General features: G+C 34.2%; 25 protein-coding genes, 1 pseudogene and 1 riboswitch. Of the genes and pseudogenes, 15 read left to right on the top strand and 11 right to left on the bottom strand.

The genetic code is table 11. The annotated features are described in order from the left end of the window. Positions 1–99: 99 nt before the first annotated feature. The 6 genes and pseudogenes from ETI37_RS07295 to ETI37_RS07275 form a co-directional block, all read left to right on the top strand. Positions 100–777: pseudogene (locus tag ETI37_RS07295) on the top strand (ribokinase); the annotation flags it as partial. After that, positions 774–1,724: a nucleoside hydrolase gene (locus ETI37_RS07290; protein WP_006586133.1), complete on the top strand. Its 951-nt coding sequence runs from the start codon at positions 774–776 to the stop codon at positions 1,722–1,724. The pseudogene ETI37_RS07295 and the gene ETI37_RS07290, both read left to right, overlap by 4 nt. Before the next feature lie 14 nt (positions 1,725–1,738). Continuing rightward, the gene (locus tag ETI37_RS07285; protein ID WP_006586134.1) at positions 1,739–3,130 is read left to right on the top strand and encodes an MFS transporter; all 1,392 of its coding nucleotides are present in this window, start codon (positions 1,739–1,741) and stop codon (positions 3,128–3,130) included. 44 nt (positions 3,131–3,174) lie between these two features. Beyond that, on the top strand, positions 3,175–3,627 hold the full coding sequence (locus ETI37_RS07280; RefSeq protein ID WP_006586135.1) for a nucleoside deaminase: 453 nt from the start codon (positions 3,175–3,177) through the stop codon (positions 3,625–3,627). 180 nt (positions 3,628–3,807) lie between these two features. After that, positions 3,808–3,978, top strand: coding sequence for a hypothetical protein (locus ETI37_RS07855; RefSeq protein ID WP_006587557.1), 171 nt, complete (start codon positions 3,808–3,810; stop codon positions 3,976–3,978). 8 nt (positions 3,979–3,986) lie between these two features. Next, positions 3,987–4,469: a cupin domain-containing protein gene (locus ETI37_RS07275; RefSeq protein WP_006586137.1), complete on the top strand. Its 483-nt coding sequence runs from the start codon at positions 3,987–3,989 to the stop codon at positions 4,467–4,469. Between the two features lie 24 nt (positions 4,470–4,493). Here ETI37_RS07275 and ETI37_RS07270 read toward each other — a convergent pair whose 3' ends face one another. From ETI37_RS07270 to ETI37_RS07250, 5 genes are all read right to left on the bottom strand, one after another. Then, complete coding sequence (locus ETI37_RS07270) at positions 4,494–4,793, bottom strand: hypothetical protein (protein ID WP_006586138.1); 300 nt, start codon at positions 4,791–4,793, stop codon at positions 4,494–4,496. Positions 4,794–4,925: 132 nt separating this feature from the next. Then, the gene (locus ETI37_RS07265; RefSeq protein WP_006587558.1) at positions 4,926–5,762 is read right to left on the bottom strand and encodes a PTS system mannose/fructose/sorbose family transporter subunit IID; all 837 of its coding nucleotides are present in this window, start codon (positions 5,760–5,762) and stop codon (positions 4,926–4,928) included. A 1-nt stretch (position 5,763) separates the two neighbouring features. Next, positions 5,764–6,615 carry a PTS mannose/fructose/sorbose/N-acetylgalactosamine transporter subunit IIC gene (locus ETI37_RS07260; protein WP_006586140.1) on the bottom strand — a complete coding sequence of 284 codons (852 nt, stop codon included), beginning with the start codon at positions 6,613–6,615 and terminating at the stop codon, positions 5,764–5,766. A 27-nt stretch (positions 6,616–6,642) separates the two neighbouring features. Further along, a complete protein-coding gene (locus ETI37_RS07255) occupies positions 6,643–7,146 on the bottom strand; it encodes a PTS sugar transporter subunit IIB (RefSeq protein ID WP_006586141.1) in 504 nt (167 codons plus the stop codon). Positions 7,147–7,158: 12 nt separating this feature from the next. Further along, the gene (locus ETI37_RS07250; protein ID WP_006586142.1) at positions 7,159–7,596 is read right to left on the bottom strand and encodes a PTS sugar transporter subunit IIA; all 438 of its coding nucleotides are present in this window, start codon (positions 7,594–7,596) and stop codon (positions 7,159–7,161) included. A 196-nt stretch (positions 7,597–7,792) separates the two neighbouring features. Between ETI37_RS07250 and ETI37_RS07245 the strand changes: the two genes are divergently transcribed. The 6 genes from ETI37_RS07245 to ETI37_RS07225 are packed head-to-tail and all read left to right on the top strand — an operon-like array spanning position 7,793 to position 12,787. Beyond that, positions 7,793–8,581: a Cof-type HAD-IIB family hydrolase gene (locus ETI37_RS07245; RefSeq protein WP_006586143.1), complete on the top strand. Its 789-nt coding sequence runs from the start codon at positions 7,793–7,795 to the stop codon at positions 8,579–8,581. Further along, a complete protein-coding gene (locus tag ETI37_RS07240; RefSeq protein WP_006586144.1) occupies positions 8,571–9,533 on the top strand; it encodes a substrate-binding domain-containing protein in 963 nt (320 codons plus the stop codon). The genes ETI37_RS07245 and ETI37_RS07240 overlap by 11 nt, the downstream gene beginning before the upstream one ends. Next, positions 9,533–9,724, top strand: a complete 192-nt coding sequence (locus ETI37_RS07925; RefSeq protein ID WP_244285220.1) for a hypothetical protein — start codon at positions 9,533–9,535, stop codon at positions 9,722–9,724. The genes ETI37_RS07240 and ETI37_RS07925 overlap by 1 nt, the downstream gene beginning before the upstream one ends. Positions 9,725–9,740: 16 nt before the next feature. Then, the gene (locus ETI37_RS07235; protein WP_244285219.1) at positions 9,741–10,850 is read left to right on the top strand and encodes a sensor histidine kinase; all 1,110 of its coding nucleotides are present in this window, start codon (positions 9,741–9,743) and stop codon (positions 10,848–10,850) included. Next, the gene (locus ETI37_RS07230) at positions 10,843–11,514 is read left to right on the top strand and encodes a response regulator transcription factor (protein WP_006586146.1); all 672 of its coding nucleotides are present in this window, start codon (positions 10,843–10,845) and stop codon (positions 11,512–11,514) included. Before ETI37_RS07235 ends, ETI37_RS07230 begins: the two co-directional genes overlap by 8 nt. Before the next feature lies 1 nt (position 11,515). After that, on the top strand, positions 11,516–12,787 hold the full coding sequence (locus tag ETI37_RS07225) for an ABC transporter substrate-binding protein (RefSeq protein WP_244285218.1): 1,272 nt from the start codon (positions 11,516–11,518) through the stop codon (positions 12,785–12,787). Positions 12,788–12,833: 46 nt separating this feature from the next. Here ETI37_RS07225 and ETI37_RS07220 read toward each other — a convergent pair whose 3' ends face one another. Beyond that, the gene (locus ETI37_RS07220) at positions 12,834–13,742 is read right to left on the bottom strand and encodes an FMN-dependent dehydrogenase (RefSeq protein ID WP_006587560.1); all 909 of its coding nucleotides are present in this window, start codon (positions 13,740–13,742) and stop codon (positions 12,834–12,836) included. A 170-nt stretch (positions 13,743–13,912) separates the two neighbouring features. Further along, a complete protein-coding gene (locus ETI37_RS07215; protein ID WP_006586149.1) occupies positions 13,913–15,178 on the bottom strand; it encodes an MFS transporter in 1,266 nt (421 codons plus the stop codon). Positions 15,179–15,572: 394 nt separating this feature from the next. On the opposite strand from ETI37_RS07215, the gene ETI37_RS07210 reads away from it, so the two are divergent. Beyond that, the gene (locus ETI37_RS07210; RefSeq protein ID WP_022091373.1) at positions 15,573–16,415 is read left to right on the top strand and encodes a helix-turn-helix domain-containing protein; all 843 of its coding nucleotides are present in this window, start codon (positions 15,573–15,575) and stop codon (positions 16,413–16,415) included. Positions 16,416–16,466: 51 nt separating this feature from the next. Here ETI37_RS07210 and ETI37_RS07205 read toward each other — a convergent pair whose 3' ends face one another. The 3 genes from ETI37_RS07205 to ETI37_RS07195 form a co-directional block, all read right to left on the bottom strand. Continuing rightward, positions 16,467–17,213, bottom strand: a complete 747-nt coding sequence (locus ETI37_RS07205) for an amino acid ABC transporter ATP-binding protein (RefSeq protein WP_006586151.1) — start codon at positions 17,211–17,213, stop codon at positions 16,467–16,469. Continuing rightward, positions 17,213–18,817: an ABC transporter substrate-binding protein/permease gene (locus ETI37_RS07200; protein ID WP_006586152.1), complete on the bottom strand. Its 1,605-nt coding sequence runs from the start codon at positions 18,815–18,817 to the stop codon at positions 17,213–17,215. Before ETI37_RS07200 ends, ETI37_RS07205 begins: the two co-directional genes overlap by 1 nt. Positions 18,818–18,929: 112 nt before the next feature. Further along, positions 18,930–19,102, bottom strand: a riboswitch (Lysine riboswitch). 31 nt (positions 19,103–19,133) lie between these two features. Beyond that, complete coding sequence (locus ETI37_RS07195; protein ID WP_006586153.1) at positions 19,134–19,775, bottom strand: DNA-3-methyladenine glycosylase; 642 nt, start codon at positions 19,773–19,775, stop codon at positions 19,134–19,136. 53 nt (positions 19,776–19,828) lie between these two features. Here ETI37_RS07195 and ETI37_RS07190 point away from each other — a divergent pair, with 53 nt between their 5' ends. Then, a complete protein-coding gene (locus tag ETI37_RS07190; RefSeq protein WP_006587562.1) occupies positions 19,829–20,191 on the top strand; it encodes a DUF488 domain-containing protein in 363 nt (120 codons plus the stop codon). On the opposite strand, the gene ETI37_RS07185 is transcribed toward ETI37_RS07190, so the two are convergent. Next, positions 20,172–20,867 (bottom strand): NAD-dependent protein deacylase, encoded by a 696-nt coding sequence (locus ETI37_RS07185; protein WP_006586155.1) that lies wholly within the window; start codon positions 20,865–20,867, stop codon positions 20,172–20,174. The genes ETI37_RS07190 and ETI37_RS07185 overlap by 20 nt on opposite strands. Positions 20,868–20,954: 87 nt before the next feature. On the opposite strand from ETI37_RS07185, the gene ETI37_RS07180 reads away from it, so the two are divergent. After that, complete coding sequence (locus tag ETI37_RS07180) at positions 20,955–21,431, top strand: hypothetical protein (RefSeq protein ID WP_006586156.1); 477 nt, start codon at positions 20,955–20,957, stop codon at positions 21,429–21,431. Positions 21,432–22,265 lie beyond the last annotated feature (834 nt).

The raw sequence follows: 22,265 nt of genomic DNA, 5'->3' as shown, positions 1-22,265 counted from the left end.
TATTACTATTTACAAGTCGAGTCTAACAAGATTGGACTTTTTTATTAACTAAAACGATTTAACTAGCACCACGCGTAATATTTATCAAAAGAAGAAAATCTTGAAACTAGCCATATTAAGCGTCTCAATACTTTTTCTGGAATTGCGACTGTTTTTAAATTGCCGAGTGATAATGCAATTGTTGTTGTACCAGGCGCTAATAATCTTTGTGATGAGACAGTTTTAACTGAAAATCAAAAGTTAATCACTAATAGTGATATTTTCCTAACCCAGTTAGAAATTCCACTAGAAATAGTATCTGCTGGTTTAAAGCTTGCGAAGAGTCATGGTGTAATTACGGTCTTAAATCCAGCTCCATATCAAGACTTACCAGAAGAGGTTTTAACAAATACCGATTATATTACGCCTAATGATACTGAATTTGCTGGCTTAGCTGGTAAAGAAATTCACTCTAAAGCCGAGCTATTTACAGCAATGCTTGAATGGCAAGCTAAACATAGCACGCGCTTAATTGTAACTCGTGGTGAAGATGGGGTTTCTTATGTTGAAAATGGTGAAGTTGTCACTGTTCCAGCAATTTTAACTCATGCTGTTGATACAACTGGAGCTGGTGATACTTTCAATGGGATCTTTTGCTATTGCTTAGCTAAAAAAATGCCACTTGAAGAAGCAATTAAAACAGCAAGATTAGGTGCATCCCTTGCAGTTAGAAAAGTTGGGGCTCAAACAGGTATGCCAACTTTAGCAGAAATAGAAAATTGGAGAGAAGAAGAATGAAAAAAGTAATCTTATCTATTGATACAGGTATTGATGATGCAATGGCACTTGCTTATGTTTTAGGTTCAAAAGAATTGGACTTAATTGGAATTGTCGGAACTTACGGTAATGTTTACACTAAGCAAGGTGTAAAAAATGACTTAGCATTACTAGAAATGTTAGGTAGAAAAGATATCCCTGTTTACCTTGGTAATGAACACGCAATTGACAAGGACGATTTTGAAGTTTCAGAAGTCAGTGCTGATATTCACGGCCAAAACGGCATTGGTGAAGTTGAAGTACCTGCAGCAACTCGTCAAGTTGAAACTGGTGATGGTGTTGATTTTATTATTGATAGCGTTAAGAAATACGGTAAGGATCTGACAGTGATTGCTACGGGACCAATGACTGACTTAGCTCGCACTTTAAAGAAATACCCAGCTTTTAAAGATGAAGTAGGTCAAGTGGTGATTATGGGTGGTGCTTTGGCATGTACAGGGAACGTTACGCCATATGCAGAAGCCAACATTCACCAAGACCCACTTGCAGCTAAAATTTTATTCGAAAGTGGTACTCCAGTTATTATGGTTGGCTTAGACGTTACTATGCGTACCCCAATCAGCTTGGAAGATACTCAAAAATGGCGTGATACCAAGACTGTTGCTGGTGAAAAGTATGCTGATATTGTGGACTACTACATTCATATTTATGATAAGTATTCTCCATATCTCCATGGTGGTAGTCTTCATGATCCTTCTGCAACATGTGCTGCAGTTCACCCAGAATGGTTCACAATGCTTCCACTTCATATGACTGTTGAAACAGAAGGTGAAACTGCTGGCAGAACCATTGGTGTTATGGAAAAATTACGTGAACCAAATCCAAATGTCAAAGTATGTATCAATATTGAAGCTGAAAAGGTTCGTCAAGATATTTGTAACACTATTCACGGTTTGTTCACTAAGTAATCAGGAGGTCCACAATGGATAAAGTAGAAAAAGCAGTTGATCCTAAGATTAAGAAATTACTTTTAAGTCTCTTTGTTCTTTTTATTATGACCAACTTGATGGTCCAAGCCTTTGTGACCGCCTCACCTTTAATTGCGAAAAGTTTTAAAATTACTGCTAGTTTATCTAGTATGCAGTCAACTATCACTACCTTAGCGATGGGAGTGGGTAGTGTTATCTTTGGAACATTGTCAGATTATATTCCAGCGCGTAAGTTGCTTTTATTTGGAGTAACTTTAATTAGTGTTGGTTCAATTATTGGCTTTGCTTTTCAAAGCTTCTACGTTTCAATTATTATTGCTAGAGCTTTGCAATCATTGGGGCAAGCAACTATTAGTTCATTAGTTATCGTTATTATTTCACGGTATATTTCAGGAAAGGCAAAAGTGCGTTACTTTGCTTACTACACAGGATGCTTCCAAGTAGCACAATCAGCTGGGGTTTTAATTGGTGGCTTAATTACAGCTTATGTTCCATGGCAAGTGCTTTTATTATTACCTTTAGTAGCAATCTTCTTCTTACCAATCATTTTGACTTGTGCGCCTAATGATAATGGTGGGACTAAGCAACATGTTGACTTTATGGGCTTATTAATGTTTGCCGTAACAATTATTCTATCAATTTTATTTGTAAATAGCTTAACGATGGGATATTTAGTTGGAATTTTGGTTTTATTGGCTATTTTCTTGGTTTACATTAGCAAGAATAATAAGGCTTTCATTACTCCACAATTTTTCAAGCAAAATAGAAGTTTCCCACGTGCCATTTTAATTACAGTTGGTATTTACTGTGGTCAGTTTGCTTATACTTTCTTAACTACTTTTATTGTTAGCTATGGTTATCATCAAAGTTTATCAAATGTCTCAGCAATTTTCTTACCTGCTTATATTGCTAGTGCTGTAGCTGGTATCCTTGGAGGAGATAAGTTTTTAAAGATTTTAGGCCAAGAAAAGACTATTATCTTAGGGATGATTATGATGACTGCTGGCTTTTTAGTTGCAGGTTTACTCATTAATCTAGGAAGTGTCGTTTTATCAATTGGAGCTGTTCTATACTTTGTTGGTAACACGATTATGTATTCACCACTACTTGATACTGTAACAGGCGTTATTCCTAAATCAGAAATTGGCCGAGGAGCAGGGATGTTTGATTTATCAATTAATATTTCCGGCTCATTAGGCGTTGCAATTAGTGGTAAGTTAATTAGTACTAAAGCTTTTGATGGCTTTAATTTCTTCCATGCTAATGTAGGACTAGTAACTTTCCAAAATATCTTCTTAGTCTTTGCACTTATTGCATTAATTACAATTGTTACTTATTTTGCATGTCAAAATAAATTTGAAGCTGCAATGAAGGCAAATGCATAAGATATACTATATTTGATAAATTAATAAAAGAAAGGTATTAAATAATGAACGACGAAAAATTTATGCAAGAAGCAATTGAATTATCAAAAAAAGCGGTAGAACATGGCAATGAACCATTTGGAGCAGTGCTTGTCAAAGATAATGAAGTTGTTTTTACAAATGAAAACCAAATTTTCACTGCAAATGATCCCACTTTTCATGCCGAAACAGGCTTGATTCGTCGCTTTTGTACCTCAACAGGAATTACTGATTTAAGTGAATATACTTTATATACATCTTGTGAACCATGTTTTATGTGTTCTGGTGCCATGGTTTGGTCAAAGTTAGGCCGAATGGTTTATGCGGCAAGCAATGATGATTTAGAAATGACTATGGGCAAGCACGGATCAAACTGCAGTAAGATTGTTTTTGAAAATTATAACAATGCGCCTACTGTTACTAGTGGCGTTTTACGTGAAGAAAGTGTTGCAGTGTTAAAAGCATATTTCGGCAAATAAAATTTTACTAACAAAGAAAAATGCACCATATGGTGCATTTTTTATATGTGAAAAAAACACCATATGGTGCTCTAGTCACTCGTGAATAAATTAGGGATGTATCTTCATATTATACTAGGGGAGAGTAATTATACTTTAAAAGCTTGATATAATATCTTTATAACGATTGGAGGAGTTAAAATGGATTTCATTAAAAAGCATGTTTTTTGGGTGGGAGAGTTGGTTATTTTATTAGCTTGTTTAATCTGGTACAGCGTAAGTGGGCATACTTTGCCAAGCACCTTACTGAATTCAGTTGCGATTACTGTGTTAGCAGGGTTAATCATCAAGTTAATTAATCGAAAGAAATAGGTGAAAATATGGATGCAAAAGAATACATTGAAAAACTAAATTTAACTCCACATCCTGAAGGTGGTTATTTTAAAGAAGTGTATCAAGCAAAAGGTGAGTATGAGTTGGCAGAAGGTAAAAGAAAATACTTTACTTCAATTTACTTTTTGCTAACACCTGAAACCAAGTCGCATTTACACCGGTTAAATCATGATGAGGTTTGGTATTACCATGATGGAGCTAGTTTAAAAATTCATTGCTTATATCCTGATGGTCATTATCAGTTGGTTAAGTTGGGCAAAGATTTGGCTAATGGTGAGCAATTATCGTTTGATGTGCCTGCCGGTGTTATTTTTGGTTCAGAGTTAGCTGCAGGTGAATTCGCTCTGGTTAGTTGTATGGTGGCACCAGGATTTGATTATCAAGACTTTGAATTATTTAGCCAAGCTGAATTAATTAAGCTCTATCCAGAACAAAAGCAGATGATTATAGATATGGCATATAAAAAATAAGAGGTTAGGATTTTTCCTAACCTCTTATTCTTTAGTTGTAGCTGTCTTTATTTTCTTTTTATAATCTGCAATAACTAAATTTAAGTTCTTTCTACCACGGATTGCACCTGTTGCCAATATTAGCATTGCAAGCAGACCGATGACCATTATAAATATTCCCAATAATAAAACAGGTAAGTTTTTACCCCAAAAGTAGTAAGTCATAACCATTCCAATAGCTGATACTAAAATAGCTAGTTCAAAATAATAGCTTAAATTACGAAGCATATGTTTTTGATAAGCTATTTCAGTTTCATAGCCTTTTTTTAATTGTTCACGTGACATAGTATCCTCCCAATATTAAAGAAGAAAAAAGCTGATACTTTTATAACAAAAGAACGTCAACATAGAAGCTGACGCCTTTTGGATGTTTTTTATGAAGTTTGATGTAGTTTATATTTATAAGTAAAAATATAATTAGTATTTAAGGCCTGGGTTGAAGAATCCTACAAGTACACCAACGAATGCGATAACAACTAAAATTAGCATTGTGTTAATTGCAGAAATTTTCTTCTTAGACATTAACCACCAGCATAATAAGATGAATAATACAGTTAATAATCCAGGATAAATGCTATCAAATTGTTTTTGTAAGCTTAAAAAAGTTTTGCCGGAAGCGTTTTTCAATTCAAAAGCAGTTGAAATGTTTACCCAAGTTGCGGCAACACCACCAACAACCATTGCACCAACAACGCCGATTGCTTTTCTGATTGCACTACCTTGTGCACCAACTAAAAATTCAACGGCTTTATCGCCCATTTCATAACCTCTGAAGAAGAGGTAACGCATACCAAAGTATGCAATTAAGTTCCAAACAATGATGTAGAAGATTGCACCAACTGGTGAACCACCAGTTGACATACCAAGTGCAATACCTAAGAGAATTGGAATTAAAGTACCAACAATCAAGGAGTCACCAATTCCAGCGATAGGTCCCATTAAACCAGCACGCATACCATTGATGGTTTCACCGTCAACAGCATCACCGTTAGCTTTAGCTTCTTCTAGTCCGGCAGTAATACCAACTATAATTGAACCAAGTTGTGGTTCGGTATTGAAGAATGCTGTGTAGGTTTTCATAGCTTCTTTTTGGTCATCTTTTTTGTCATATAATTCTTCGATAATTGGAAGCATGGAAGTTAAATAACCAAAGGTCTGCATGTGTTCTTGTGAGAAACATGTTAAGTGACCGTAGTACCAATGGTGGAAGGCTTTATTTAAAGTCTTTTTGCTAATTTTCTTTCTATCTGTCATTTTAAATATCCTCCTCATCGTCATCGGCACTTGTATCTGAAGTGGTTGGTGCTACTACTTTAGAAGCACGAGCCATTTCGAGTTGATAAGTAAGAAGTGCGAAAATTAATGAAACGATAGCAACTGAAACTAAGTTTAATTTAAGTGAAGCAGCTAAAGTAAAACCAACTAAGAATGGAATAAAGTCTACTGGAGTGTTAACAATTTGACGAAGTAAGATTGCAATCCCAACACATGGAAGCATAGCTCCAACAGTGAATAAGGTCTTCATTGGAATACCATCCATTGGTAATGCGTTACGTAATGCTGTAACGGCTGTTGCTCCAAGCTTAGTCATAATTAAAGTAGGAATGAATGAAAAGCAAATGTGTGAAATCCAAGGATAAGCCCAGTCAACTAAATAAAGTTTGTGGAATTTTCCTTTTTCAACGTCTTTCCACCCCATATGTTGCCACACTAAGTTCATAGTAGCTGTTCCGTAGAATAAAACAGTACCAACAGTACCAACCAACGTACCCATAGACTTAGCAAGGTTTGCGGCATCAGCGCCAGTAGCGCTTAAGCCTTGTGAGTGGATAGCAACCATTGCTAAAGGGATACCAATATAAGAAACAGCCCGAACATCGGCACTTACAGTACCACCTGGAGTAACTAAAGCAATGTAAACAAGTTGCATTGCAACACCACAGGCAATCCCGAGCTTAATGTCTCCTAAAACAATCCCACAGACAAGTCCACCAACTAATGGACGACCTAATGTGTAGTTACCAATTGAAGTACCACCCATCCCAGGCATTGATGATAAACTAGCAAAAATACCTAAGATGATGGCTTGAAGCCAACTAATAGTCATAATTCTTCTCCTCGTATAATCTAATGATTAAAAACCAAACTTGTTCTTATATTTGTCCCAAGTTCCAATTTCTACATCAGGCAATAATTGGAACTTAACTGTGTAGCCAGCCTTGCTGATAGCTTCAAAAGCTTCGCCTTCTTCAGGAGTAAAGCTTTGATTATTGCCAAGTTTAATTGCGCCTGGACGATCATTACCGGGACCGACAACAATTGTTTTGACATCATCAGGAACAAAGCCCATATCTACTAAAATCTTTTTCATATCAAGTGGATTTTTAGTAATTAAGAAATATCTACGGCTAGAAGCAAGTACTTTTTCTTGAACATCTTTAAAGTGATCAAGTGTCCAAACAAAGCCTTTCTTTCCTTGACTTTCAGCTGCTGAGATATATGCTTGCTTTAAAACGGGATTAGTACTTGCAGCGTCATTAATTGCAATAATACCGTCACAAGGCATTTCTTTAGCCCAACGAGTAACTGTTTGACCATGAATCATACGGTCATCAATTCTTACAAATGATACTGACATAAAAATTCCTCCTTATATTTCATCATCATCATCTTCAGGTGCAGCCACCTTGAATTCTTCAAGAGCATTACCTGCTTCGCTTAAAATGGTTGAACTTAAAGTTGTTTTGTCCATAGCATCCATTGAAACTAAAGCAGTTAGAGCCATTGTTAAGTTTGTCCCACCAAAGATTTGTGAATTTGCCAAGAAGCCGCGTTCTGATAAAACACTAGTAAAAGTAGTTAAAGGACTACCACCGACGATATCAGCTAAAACAACAAATTGGTCATCATTTGAAAAATCGTGTCCATCAAAGAAGTGATTAACCTTTTCTTTGAAAGTATCTGCGCTAGTCCCTGGTTCGAGTCCTAAAGCAAATACACGGTTGATTTGATCTCCAGCAAACATTGCTAGTGAAGTTTTTAATCCGTCGGCGAAACCGCCATGGCTAACAAGTACTAAGTATTTCATAAACTTGCTCCTTTCATAATTTACAAGTTTACTATAATCTACTGTAAGCGATTACATAAGTGAAAAATGTCATAAAAAGTAGTAAAAAGTATATGACAAATGTCACTAAGTAATGCGCTTACATTTATAATACTTTTAGTTTTAAGAATACTCTGGTTACAATTAAACTAGGAAATATATGGAAGGAAATTGAATTATGCGGATTATTTTTAGCGATATTGATGGTACCTTAATAAATGATAAATTAGAAATTTTGCCAAGAACTAAGGAAAGTATTTTAAAAGAAGTAAAAAAAGGAAATCTTTTTGTTCCTGTATCCGCAAGAAGTCCTTTGGCAATGCAAACTGTCATTAAGCAGCTAGGAATTAAGTGCCCACTTTCTGCTTTTAATGGTGCCTTAATTCTTAATGAAGAAGGAGTACAAATTTATAGCAAGCCTCTTCCTTTAGCCGAAGCTAGAGAAATTGTTAAAGAGTTAAATGATTTAACAAGTATAACTTGGAATATTTATTCTGGTTTAAGTTGGTTAACTCAAAAGCCTAAGACTCAAGCATTATTAGCTGAAGAAAAAATTGTAAAATTGCGAGCTAAAGCCATTGATATATCAGAAATTGAAAATTTAAAATGCATACATAAAGTTTTGGTAATGGGACCTAAAAATATCTTGGATGAATTACTGAAAACCTATTCTCAGCGCTACAATAACTTATATTTAGTTAAATCTAAGGATACTTTATTAGAAATAGTTGCTTCTGGAGTAGAGAAAGCTGATTCCATTAAACGAGTGTCTGACTACTATCATGTTGAAATTAGTAATACACTAGCTTTTGGAGATAACTACAATGATGAAGGAATGTTAAAAACCGTTGGAAAAGGTTACTTAATGGGAAATGCACCAGAAGAATTAAAGAAGCATTATCCGTATATAACGGCTGATCATAATCATGATGGAATCGCTGAGGTCTTAGAGAATCTTGAAAATTAGTAAGAAAACAAAACTATTTTTATTAAGTAAATTAGCGCTAGCTTTGTTAATTGTTCTTTGTTTTTATTTTGCAGTTCTTACTCAAAGCCAAAAAAAACAAAAGATAATTGGCGTAAGTTATATGACAATGAATAATAGCTTTTATCAAGTTTTAAATGAAGAAGTTGAAAAACGGGTTGATGCACGAGCTGATAAGTTGATAATTCGTGATCCAGCATTAGATGCTCAAAAACAAGTTAATCAGATAAATGATTTTATTAAAAAAGGAGTTTCAGCTATTATTATCAACCCTGTTGATGGAAATAATAATAAATTAATAGCGATTTTGAATAAAGCACATAAAAAAAGAATAAAAATTGTAGTAGTTGATAGTCAAATGGCAGATAAGGCTCATGTTGATGCAACACTACTTTCTGATAATTATCAAGCTGGTGTTTTGTGTGCGAAAGCCTTGATGAAGAAGAAAAAGAGAGCCAATATTTTACTACTGGAACACTATAGTGCTATGAGTGCCAATGATCGAATTAGGGGATTTACAGATACTTTATTTAATAAAAACTATCATGTGGTAGGTAAATTAAACACTTTAGGACAATCAGAATATGCTTATCCAGCTGTTTTAAAGAGATTAAAAACGCAAGCTGACTTCGATACAATTATGGCTTTAAATGATCAAGCTGCTGTGGGGGCAATTGCAGCATTAGATAGTCAAAAAGTAAAGCAAGTAGGAGTTTATAGTGTTGATGGGTCTGCCAACATGAAACAATTACTTTTGAATAATCAAAATGCAACAGCAACAGCTGCTCAGTCACCTAAAGAGATGGGGAAGCTAGCTTTTAAGTTAACTTATGACTTATTAGCAGGCAAAAGTGTTAAGTCCAAAATTAAGTTACCAGTGCATCTGATTACCAAGGATAATATTAAAAATTATAATGTTACAGGATGGCAATAATGAAGGGTAGTTTTAAGAAACTTATTGCTTTTAGACGAGTACTAGTTTGGCTGAATTTAATAGCAGTATTGTTTAATAGTTCAGTCTTTTATTTAGCTAGTGTTTATATTGTACAAAGCAATATGTCATTTGAATTCCTAAATAAGATTAACTTTTTACCAGGTGCTCCTTTGACTATTTTTTTGGTCTAGTACTTTGAGTTATCTTTTGTTAGCAATAGTAATGAGCTATCGCCATTATTTTAAAAAAGATGAAGAACATAATAGTCGTTTACTGTTAATTGAATTCTTTTTGACTATTTTGGTTTTCTGGAATTTAAGATTCACTTATAACGGTGTGATATTACTTTATTTTGTGGATTTATTTATTTCTTTGCGAAATAAAGAACCAAGTAGACAGCTTAATTTATGGTTAGGGATGGCTTTGTTTATTTTGGTTATTTTTTCTTTGACAGATACAGTTTTAATTGAAAATATTTCTAATATACCTCAATTGGATACTTATATTGAGTTTTTACCACTATCTACAAAGACGGCAGTAATTTTAATAAGTAATGTTTTAAATGTTGTCAATCTGATTATCTTTATGGGTATCTTGGTACTGTACGCAATTTATCTTCATAATCGTGAATACGAGGTAAAAGAAAAATTAGCTAAGGCAGCGCAAACAAATTTAGAACTGCAAAATTATGCGGCTTTATCTAGTCATATTGCTGAAGATCGTGAAAGAAAAAGAATTGCACGTGATTTGCATGATTCAGTGGGGCATGCATTAACAGGTGTTATTGCTGGTGTAGATGCAGCTAAAGTTTTAATTGATTTAAACCCTGAAAAGGCTAAAGAGCAACTGACTAAGGTTTCTCAAGTGGTAAAGCAGGGACTCGAAGGGATTCGAGCAGCATTAAATAAGTTGAGACCAGGGGCTTTAGAGAATTATACTTTGCAAGCAGCACTAAAAAAGATGTTAAGTGAGTATTCAGAATTATCACAAATGAAGTTTGATTTTCAATATGACTGGGGAAGTGCAGAATTTGAAAAAACAACGGAAGATGTGATTTTCAGAATTGTTGAAGAAAGTGTAACTAATGCGTTAAGACATGGTCATGCTAGTCAAGTAAGTATTCATTTTTTAGTAAATAAAAATTATCAGATCTTAATAAAGGATAATGGCTCAGGTTGCAGTAAAATAAAGCCAGGATTTGGTTTAACACAGATGAAAGAACGTGTGGCAATTATTGGTGGACACATTGAATTTAAGAGTGGGGATGGATTCGAAGTAAAGGTAGATATTCCCAAGGAAGGAGTAAACCATGATTAAAGTTTTAATTGCAGATGATCAAGAGTTAATCAGAAGTTCTATTCAAATTATCTTGGAAGCTAATCCTAAATTTAAGGTAACGGCAACAGTGGCAGATGGCGAAGAAGTTTTGGACGCAATAAAAAAAGAACGTCCAGATGTTATCTTGATGGATGTGAGAATGCCAAAAATGGACGGGACCGTATGCACTAAATATGTAAAAAGTAAGTATCCAGAAATTAAAGTAATAATTTTGACTACTTTTGATGATGATGATTTTATTTTTAGTGCTTTAAAATATGGTGCTTCAGGTTACTTATTAAAAGGAGTTTCCAATGATCAACTTTATCAAGCAATTGAAACAGTTTATCAGGGAGGTGCAATGATTAATCCTAATATTGCTGAAAAAGTATTCAAATTGTTTTCTAAAATGGCCCAATCTAATTATGCAATTCAAGTTGATCAAACAGAAAGTAAGCATTTTTCTAAAAATGAGTGGCGTGTAATTCAACAAGTGGGATTAGGATTATCAAATAAAGAAATTTCTGCAAAATTATATTTATCAGAAGGGACAGTTCGTAACTATATTTCCTCAATTTTAAGTCAATTAGATTTGCGTGATCGTACACAGTTAGCAATTTGGGCCGTTCAAACTGGTGTAACTTCTCGAGATTTTGGAGAATAAAATGGGAAAAAATAAAGCCAAGTTAATAATAGTTACTATTTTTTTATTGTTGTTAATGGGAAGTGTAACTTATTTTGCTAAAATTTCGAGTGAACCTAAGACATTAACAATCGGTGTATATACTGGTAGTTATTGGGATGTACCACAAGGGGATTCATACCACATGATTGATTATGTGATTAAAAAGTTCAAAAAAAGATATCCAAATGTTCGAGTAATCTATGAATCAGGAATAACTAAGACCAACTATCGCTCATGGCTAGCTGCTAGCTTAGTTAAAGGTACAGAACCAGATATTTTTATTGTACCAACAAATACTTTTAATATTTTGGCAAGTGATGGGGCCTTGCTAGATTTAAATGGATATATTAGACATGATAAATTTAAGACGAGTGATTTTTATCAAGCTGCATTAGAAAGTGGCCAATATTACAATCAGCAACTAGCGCTTCCTTTTGAAGTAAATCCAAGTTTAATGGTGGTAAATACTAGTTTACTGGCTAAAGCTAAACTGAAAATTCCTAATTTTAACTGGCAACCAACACAGTTTGAGCTATTGAATAAAAAACTTCGTCAAAAAGATTATTATGGTGTTACAGAAAATTTTAATTGGCAAGCAGCTGTAAATAGCTATCAAGGACAATTATTTACTAGTGATGGTACTAAATCGCAATTAACTTCGAATAAAGTAATGCAAGGGCTTAATTTGATAACTAAGATTGTGCAATTAAATAATAATGTAAACGTAACTAGTGCAATGTTTGATCAGGGAAAAGTTGCCTTTTCACCGATGACTTTGGCGCAATATCGAACATATACATCTTATCCTTATCATGTAACTAGAAATTCTAACTTTGATTGGGATGTAATAAAAATGCCAAGCATGAATAAAAAAAGTGGAACTAAGCTAGCTAATGTTTCATTTGGAATTTCTTCTCATAGTCGTAACGCTACACTTGCTTGGCAGTTTATGAAATTACTAGTATCTAAAGATGTTCAAACTGAATTAATTAAGTATTCTCAAGGGGTTAGTCCTTTAAAAAAGATTGCTCAAAGTACGACAATGAAGAGAATGCTAGTAAGCGAGGGGAGCAACTTAACAACTCAAAAGTTGAATGCAATTTTAAATTCTGGCAATGTTGAACCCAAATTTAAAAAATATTATAGTGTGATGGACGATGCAGATTATCAAGTAGAAAATGGCTTGCAAAGTGGAAAGCTAGAAACAGAAGTTTTTGAAATGCAAAATCATTTAAATGAAGAATTAAAGTAAAGAAATAAGGCTAGGTAAATCCTAGCCTTTTGTAATATTATTTTTGTTAAAAATGAAGTACGCTGCTATCAAATGATTTCGTATCAGGGATGCCAGTGTAAAGCATCATTTGTGACAATTGCTCATTAAGTAGCTTGATTTTTGCTTCAGTTGCTTCTTGGCCTGATTTTAGTAATTCAGATAAAATTGCGCGCCCTACTAAAACCCCGTCAGCTCCCATAGCCATAGCCTTGTAGACATCATAACCAGTCATTAATGAACCATCAACAAAAATGGTCATATCGCTGTCAGCAAGAGCTTCCTTAATAGCGGGTAGCATTTTTAGTGGGGGAACGCCAAATGGTAAACGACCATGGTGGTGAGAAACAACTATTGCACTAGCACCAGCATCTTTAGCTTTGAGTGCATCTTGGACAGATAAAACGCCCTTAGCTACAAACGGAAGGTTTGTTGTATGAGCATATCTTCTTAAATCAGAGAAACTAATTGGTCCCAAATTAATTCCATCAACAACATCATACTTGCCATCTTCACCGGGAACGTGATCAATATCCATACCAACAGCAACGGCTCCTAAATCTTGGGCAAAGCGCAATTCATTGATTATGTCTTCATGTTCTGCAAAGGGTTTAACAATTCTGACAGTATCGCCACTATTTTTGACAATTTCAGCATAATCATGATTACTTTCCATGCCAATCCAATTTAAGAGATTTTGGTTCTTGGCAGCTTGAACCTTTTCTTGCATAGGTTTACGTCTTTTGTCGGGTAATACCTTATTTAAGTGAGAGACTGCTGCTAAGTTAATTGGTGAAGCATATTTTTTGCCAAAAAATTCAGTTGTTAAATCAGGCTTAACTGCATCAATAATGCGCATTTCAGCTAAAATATTATCTAAATAATTGCGATTATGTACATTAGCATCATCAGCGCGCCCACTAGTAACGGGAATCATACCCTTGGGACCAGGCCAAACTTGGGGACTTTCTGGCTCTAATTTTTCAGTAAAAGATGAACCAGAACTAGCATCTACTTTATTTTGCTTGTGAGTCATAATGTATCCTTTCTGTTTAAATAGTTACTTTCATTATAGTTAATTGAAATCTAAGAATACAAATAACTAGTTTAAGCTTCTGAATCAGCAAGAGAGATATTAGCTTTTAAGGCTTTGTTTTTCAAATAAGCTGTGATAATTAAAAAGATAATTAAAACGTTAAAGCATAGTAGAACAGAAATAGCGATGTAGACATTGCTGATGGCAGTAATACTTGAGAGTAGCATTGTCATAAATGGGTCGCTAGCCAATAGTAAGGTATTTAATAAGCTAGCAGTAGAGCCTAAAATGCTTGGTTCTACGGAAGAAATGAGCCACTGATTCATTTTTAAAGAAATTGTCGCTACAAAGAAAGTTAGCAAGGCAAAAGTTCCTAAAATAACAAATAAATTGTTGATGAACAAACTTAAACTAGCAAATAGTGCCAAAATACTTGCCAAAATTGCTAGTAGAAAGACAGAAGTCTTTTTAAAAATCGTCGGACCAAATAAACTACCTAAAATCATGCCAGAGCCAACAATTGTTTCACTAATTGCCAAAGTAAAGCTGTAATTACCAATAAGCATTGTTTGTTTGTGAGTTGCTAAGATAATTGTAAATAGAGGAATTAGTACCGCTAAGACAGCGTTAAGCAAAACTAAGATAGAAATCATAGTTAAAAGATTGTTTTGCTTTTTTACTTGCTTGAAAGATGTTTTTAGTGTTTGGAAAAAGTTTAATTTATTTGATTTAGGAAGCGGCAATTTTTGTGTGTTTACTCGCTTACCAACTAAAGCAAATAAGATACCAGCGATTAAAAAAGTAGCTGCGTTGATAAATGCTAATGAAGAATATGACATAAATAGTAACATGCTAGCACCAGCGAAGCGAGCAAGCATTGAGATTGTTTGCGACATACCATTGGCAAAACCACTACCTTCGGCATAGTTTTCTTTACCTAAGATAGCAACAATTAAAGGCGTAACTAAACCACTTGAGTAAGTACCAAAGGTATCTGAAATAAAGTTCGCTAAGGCAATACACATTACCAAATTCCAATCACTCATTTTGGTCGTTAACAATAAGCCGACGATTGTATAAAGAATACATCTAACTAAGGCAAGGTTAAAAATGCTCTTAAATTTATCCCTAGTTTTGTCGGCGAGGTAACCACCGAAAAGTGTGAAAAACTTTGGAATAGCTTCACTAATTGCGATTAAGGAAATTGCTAAAGAATAATTTTTTAAATTGCTGGCATAGGTCATGAAGGCTAGGTAGAATAAAACATCACCAGCGCTTGAAAGAAAACTACCAGTTGCAAAAAGCCGGAAATTCGAGTTTTTAAAGAAGACTTTCATTTTGTATAACCTTTCTATAGTGGATATTTATGAAATATTTTATAGAAAAGTTTGAGGTGGAAAGGAAAAATGGCGAATATGACATTTTGAAATTAAATATGACATTTATGTAAATGATTTCTAATTCAGTTGGATAATGACAATAACAAATTTAAAGAAAGAGGTAAATACAATGCGTATTATTTTTGGTGATGAAGTTTGGAAGCATTAATTGAATAAAATAAATTTAGGAGGTGAAAGAATATGCATATTAAAATTAAAGTTAGTGTTGAAGTTGAATTCGGCCATTAAAAAATCAGAAAAGTCATAGCTAAGCTATGACTTTTTTTGTACATATAACTTGCAAACATACTAAATTCCAATTATCATTACTCCTAAAAATGGGGGAATGATGATGAAAATTGGAGAGTTGTTACAAAAGTTTCGCCTCGAACAAGGCAAAACACGTAAAGAATTTGCTTCTGATGTAATTAGCCCATCTTACTACTGTAAGATTGAAAAAGGCTCTCATCGGGTATCAGCTGAAGATTTGATTGAACTGCTAAAAAGAAACAATATCCGATTAAGTGATTTTTTTGGAATGTTTGATTCTCAAGATTTGGCCAAGCAGCTTAATCTTTTTCATGAAATGATAGTGGCTGCTCATTATAATGGCGATAAAGATTCACTTAAAAAAATCCCTAACTTGATAGAAAGAAGTCTTTTACCTGAAGAAGTAAAAAAAGAGCAGATACTAATTGCTCGTGGATATCTTGAAATTGATAAAAGTTCAACTGAACCAGTAAATTGGAAACTACGGGAACAACTCAGAGAAAAAGTTTTCAATTTTCCGAATTGGAATGAAGAAAAATTAACGCTTTTTTGTAACTTAATGCCTTTGTACGATTGTTTTAGTGTTAATTTGATTGTTCAGGATATTTTAAAAGAATATAAACCACCATTTTCTAAAGAGCTTAAGAGAATCCTTTTAGGAATTATTTGTAATAATCTGTTCTTAAAACTTAAGATTGGAGAATATGAAGGAATAGATATGTTGGTAACAATAGCTGATGCAATTCCAAGTTCTCCCGATTTAGTCTTTTATAAAAATAATATTATTTTCTATAAAAATATGGCTCTATATAAAAGTTCGAATGCTACAAAGTATTTAAAAAATTGCCAAAAAGCAATCGAAATTTGTGCGTGGCTAGGAATGGAAACCTACGCACAGCATATGTCAGAATTTCTCGAAGGATAAAAAATAGCTATCCCTAATTTGCAGGGATAGCTATTTCTATATCATCTTTTACTAAATGTCTTCTTTTCTAAAGTTACGTAAGAACTTTTGCGTTTTTTCTGCTTGAGGATGATCAAAAATATCTTCAGGACTACCTTGTTCAGTAATCACACCATCACTCATAAAGATAACCTTATCAGAAACGTGTTTAGCAAAGGCCATTTCGTGAGTAACAATAATCATTGTTAAACCAGTTGTTGCTAGCTTTTGCATAACATCAAGAACTTCCCCAACCATTTCGGGGTCAAGGGCACTGGTTGGTTCATCAAAGAGTAAAACATCGGGATTCATAGATATTGCCCGGGCAATTGCTACTCTTTGTTGTTGCCCACCAGATAATTGCTTAGGCTTAGCATCAACGAATGGATCCATACCAACTTTCTTCAAGTTTTCTAAAGCAATTTTTTTGGCTTCTTCTTTTGAACGCTTTAAGACTAATTCTTGTCCAATCATACAGTTTTGCAAAACGTTTTTGTTTTCGAATAAGTCAAATTGTTGGAATACCATTCCTACTTTAGAACGGTAATCATTGCGATTGAAGCCAGGCTTGGTAATGTCACTACCATTGAAGTTAATTTCACCATCAGTTGGTTCTTCAAGTAAGTTGATACATCTAAGCATGGTTGACTTACCGCCACCAGAAGGACCGATGATTGAAACAATTTCACCTTTTTTTACATCAAAGGTAATATCACGCAAAACTTGGTGATCACCATAACTTTTTTGTAAGTGATTAACGCTGATGATATTTTCACTCATTACTTGTTTCCTCCTTGTTCTTCAGGGGTACCAACTTGAACTTGGTTGGCCATTAGATTGTAATTTTTAGGACCTTGTAGTTTCTTTTCAATTAAGTTGAAAATTCTAGTAATTGAGAAAGTAAGCATTAAGTAAATTGCTGAAATCATCAAGTAAGTTTGGAAGAATTCGAAACTTTGACTGGCAATTGTTGAACCAACAAAGAATAATTCTGAAACAGAAATAATACTTAATACTGACGTATCCTTAATGTTTACGATAAATTCATTAGTGATTGATGGTAAACAGTTTTTAATTGCTTGTGGCAAGATAATATTCCACATTCTTTGATTATGACTCATACCAAGGGCGCTTGCAGCTTCAAATTGTCCCTTAGGAGTTGCCATGATACCACCACGGATAACTTCGGCAAGGTAGGCACCAGTATTAATAGAAACAATTATTAAAGCAGCAACTGTTCTATTTAAGTTAAGGTGCCAGAATTGAGCGATTCCGTAGTAAATAACAGCTGCTTGAACCATCATAGGAGTTCCACGGAAGACTTCAACATAAACAGAGAGTAAGAAGTTAACAACTTTTAATAACCAGCGGTTGAGTAGGGAAGTTGGAGTAGGAATAGTTCTAATAACTCCGACAACTAAACCGATAAAGAAACCTGCAATAGTACCAACTAAGGCAAGCAAAAGTGTCATTCCAACACCGGCAAGAATCATTGAACCATAGGTGTTCCAAGTAGAAACAAACCAGTTGGTCTTCTTATCATTATCGGTAGTAGGTTGCTCTTTAACGGCGGTAGCCATTAATTGATCCCGCTTTTTATTAGAAATAGTAGCTAAAGCAGCATTAACTTGTGCTAAAAGCTTATCGTTTCCTTTTTTAACACCGATAGATGTTTCGCTATCACTAGCAGAAACATGGAAACCTTTCATCTTGCTAATGTTAATTGAAGTTGAGTCTGGGTAGACACTCTTGAAACTTTGAGCTTCAATATCTTCAGCAACATAACCATCAATTGTGCCAGAAATCAAGCTTTGACGCATTGCTGCAAAGTCTTTCATTGCATTTTCACGAATGGCACCTTTTAATTGCTTAATTAAATCGTAGTGTAAAGTACCTTGTTGAGCAGTTAATTTAGCGCCTTTGAAGTCATCTAAACTAGTAGCGTTAGCGTACTTGCTAGTCTTTTTAGTGATGACAACAAAAGTTGATTTTCTGTAAGGCTCTGAGAAGTTAATCGCCTTTCTTCTTTCGGCTGTTGGACTCATACCAGCGATAATTAAGTCAATCTTGCCACTGGTTAATGCAGGTAAAAGACCATCCCATTCGGTTTTTACGGCAACAACTTTTTTACCTAACTTTTTACCAATTAGCTTAGCGATTTGAACATCATACCCATTTGCGTAAGTTTTAGAGCCTTCAATCGGAATAGCTCCATTTGCGCTGGTAGTTTGGGTCCAGTTATATGGGGGATAGTTAGCTTCCATCCCAATTCTCAAAACACCATTATCTTTAGCAGCTTGGACTTCTTGAGTGTTATTTCCAAAAAATCCAATTGATGCCATTAAAAATGCTAGAATTACTAGCCAAGTATTTTTTGACTTCACTTGATAAAACCTCCAAATAATTAATCAACTAAAGCCAATACAATAAAGAGCAATAAAAAATCCTATTGCTTATTCAAAAACAATAGGGGTGAAATCATCAGTAATAGTTACCAAATCATATAGCGCTCCCTGGGGACTACCAGGACAGTCTACAAGATATTCTCTTATAGCCCAACAGATAGATAGCACGTCTATCTATCCATTTCGGCGACAATCCTTATGATTCCTTCAAAGTCTACGTGAACTCCAGAATTTTTGTGATTTGCCGCAACCTCTATTGCATTGGATTATTTATTTAACTGTGCTTAAGCTTATATTAAATTTTATTTTTTGTCAACTCCCAACCATTATTTTTTTCTAATTTTGTTTTCTTCATATCAGAAACGTAGGGATTGCCAGCGACATAAAAGCGTAATGGACGTTTTGACCAATCATCATCTTGCCGGACACCGATTCGTGGTGCAGCAATGACGTTTTTTATAGGTCTTCTACTTGTCAGGTCAACAGAAAATGGTGTCTGATTAATTGGGTGTAAATCCCATTTTCGACTTGTAACGCCGAATGCTTGCATCATTTTTGCGGGTCCATTAGTGATTAAAGGACCTGTTTTACCGGCACGATTTTTAATCATGGTTTCAATTCCAAGTGTAGGTTCTATAGCTCTAACTAAGACACCTTCAGGATTGTCTCGTTCTTGGGTAGCAATATCGAAGAAGAAATATTGTCTTTGGGCATAGATATATAAGTATCCTCCGGGACAATATAGGCCCTCATTAGCTTGGCTTCTTCGTCCGTTATATGAGTGGGCGGCATAATCTTTAGGACCAAGGTAGGCTTCTGTTTCGACGATTAATCCGCCTAAAATTTCGCCATTATTTTCATATGTTAATGTTCTTCCTAACAAATCTTGGGCAATTTCAGTTGTAGGACGATTTTGAAAAAAGTTTTGATAATTCATAAATACCTGCTATAACAAATAATAAATACAATTTTTGGAAAGAAGTTATTTTAATGTCTGAAATAAAATTGGTTCGAATTTATAGTCATGAACAAGAAAAGGGCTTCCGAGTTTTAGTAGATCGCTTGTGGCCTAGAGGCATTAGCAAAGTCAAAGCTGATTTAGATCTTTGGGCTAAGGAAATGGGTCCAAGCAATGAGTTACGTAAGTGGTTTAATCACGATCCCCAAAAATTTCCGGAATTTAAAACAAAATATCTTGCTGAAATTAAAGCAAATTCAGAAACAAAGTCTTTTGTAGAATTAGTTTCTGAAAAGTTAAAAAAAGGTGATGTTATATTTTTATACGGTGCTAAAGATCCTCTCCATAATCAGGCGGTAATTTTGAAAGAGTATTTTACAAGTCTTTTAAAATAGTTAAGGCATCACCGGTTATTTGTCTGATGCTTGGAGCATCTATTTTAGTTTTATTAATTGCCCAAACTGGAGTATCTTTTTGTCGATAAGCTAATAAACCAGCAAAAGGATATACTACAAAGCTAGTTCCAATAATGATGATTAAGTCGGCTTTTTGGATATTTGAAATAGATTTTGTTAGCTTTTGCTCATCAATCCCTTCTCCATATAAAACGATATTCGGTCTAATAATACCACCACAATAATGTTTATAGGATTTTTGATAAGTTTTGAAATCAAGAGTTTGCAAACACTTAGTACAATATATATCATATAAATTTCCATGAAATTCTATCACATGTTTATTGCCGGCTTTAGTATCTAAGCAATCAATATTTTGAGTAATTAGAGTTCCCTTTTTATTGCAAATATCGGCGATTTTTTTATGAATAAAGTTAGGCTGGGCCTTTGGAAAATACATATTATTCATAACAAATTGATAAAATAAGTTAGGTCGATGATAGAGTGTGTCCTCACTTAAAATGATTTCAGGTGGGATAGTGCTTCCATTATAAATACCTGATTTAGATCGGTAATCAGGAATATTTGAATGGGTAGAAACACCTGCACCAGTCAAAAAAACAATATGTTGAGCTTTGCTTAAATCGTTTTTTAAGTCTTGCATATTTTCTTGCATTTTTGTACCTTCTTAAAGTAAACATCTAACTAAATTATAATGCATTAGTTTGTTATAATATAATTTAAAGGAACGGAAGGTGATTTTATGACTAGCTTATTTTATGTTCTCTTTGACTTATTGATTATTGGCTATATTATTTACAGCTGGTATTGGCAAGCAGTTGTTGATTACCCGGGCCGCTACCGTGTTTCTTCAATTATTTGGGCAGTTGTTTTTGTCTATGTGTCCATTTCTTGGAACTTTATTGATATTACTCAAGCAGGCGCACCAGTTTTATTAGCAGTCTTTTTGGTAATGTCGATAATGGATGGAGTAAGTGGTTTAGGTGAAAAACGAATTGTCATTAGTGGCTATGTTAGAAGAACTATTAAATATTCAGATTTGGATCAAATTACATTAATTAATGCCCCACTAACTAGTAATAAGAGCTACGTTGTAATGGAGCTGCAAAGTAAGGGTCACGTCTATTACATTCGTTTTGCTAAGGGAATGGAAGATGTGATAGCAACATTGAAAAAACATCTAGGTAATGATGTTGGAATAAAAATTGAAAGTTTGTAATAATTAGATACCATACATTTTTAAATGATTGATAATACACAATTCTTGTGCTTTGCAAGGGTTGTGTATTTTTATAAAAAAGCTACTTGTTGGATAATTCCAAATACCAAAAGAAAAGAGATACCTATACAGTACCTCTTTTCTTCTGTTAAAATATTTTTCGGGTTTACATTTCCACTCCAAGAGCCCCGGAGAAAGGAGGGTTCGTTTTTGCTTCTGATTTTGGAATTTGTAATTGCCCCTATCGTAGTTGGAATTACGTTGCAATATTCTTCTCACTTGCTCGATGAGTTCTTTGAGTTGCGTAAAACCTAGAAAAATAAAAAACATGAGCATTGAGTAAACAATTAAAAATCAAAAGACAGCTGCTGCAACAGCTGTCTTTTTTGCTTCTGATTTGATAATTAAATTATACAGCAACTACCATTTTTTTGAAAGTAAATAAAAAGCACCACGTAAGTGATGCTTTTTATTTTGGCCTTTCCCACGACCAAGAAGCGATATTGCTTATGTATCGTCACTTCAACAATGTTGGAGTACATACGGGGTGTTCTTTCCATGTTTACACTAGCAAAACGTGAAGGCAGTTGGAACCCGACTGATAAATCAGCCCTTATTATGTGTAAGTATGCTCTCTTTTAATAACTTTATTATAACATGAGAAATAATTTCTTAATGAAATAGTTCTTAATTGTCCAAATTATTACAAGATTGATAAAAAATATTTTTTCTAAAGTCCTGATATGTCAAGACTTTCGAGACTGTAAAATAGTTTGTGTAAGGATGAATAATTCCTTAAATTTATTTCTTAAAACATTAGAAAAAGGAGTTCCT

Source organism: Lactobacillus mulieris (genome assembly GCF_007095465.1).
In the GTDB taxonomy this organism is placed as follows: Bacteria; Bacillota; Bacilli; order Lactobacillales; family Lactobacillaceae; genus Lactobacillus; species Lactobacillus mulieris.
The sequence above is the reverse complement of the archived record's forward strand: the minus strand, read 5'-3'. Positions and strand labels throughout refer to the sequence as shown.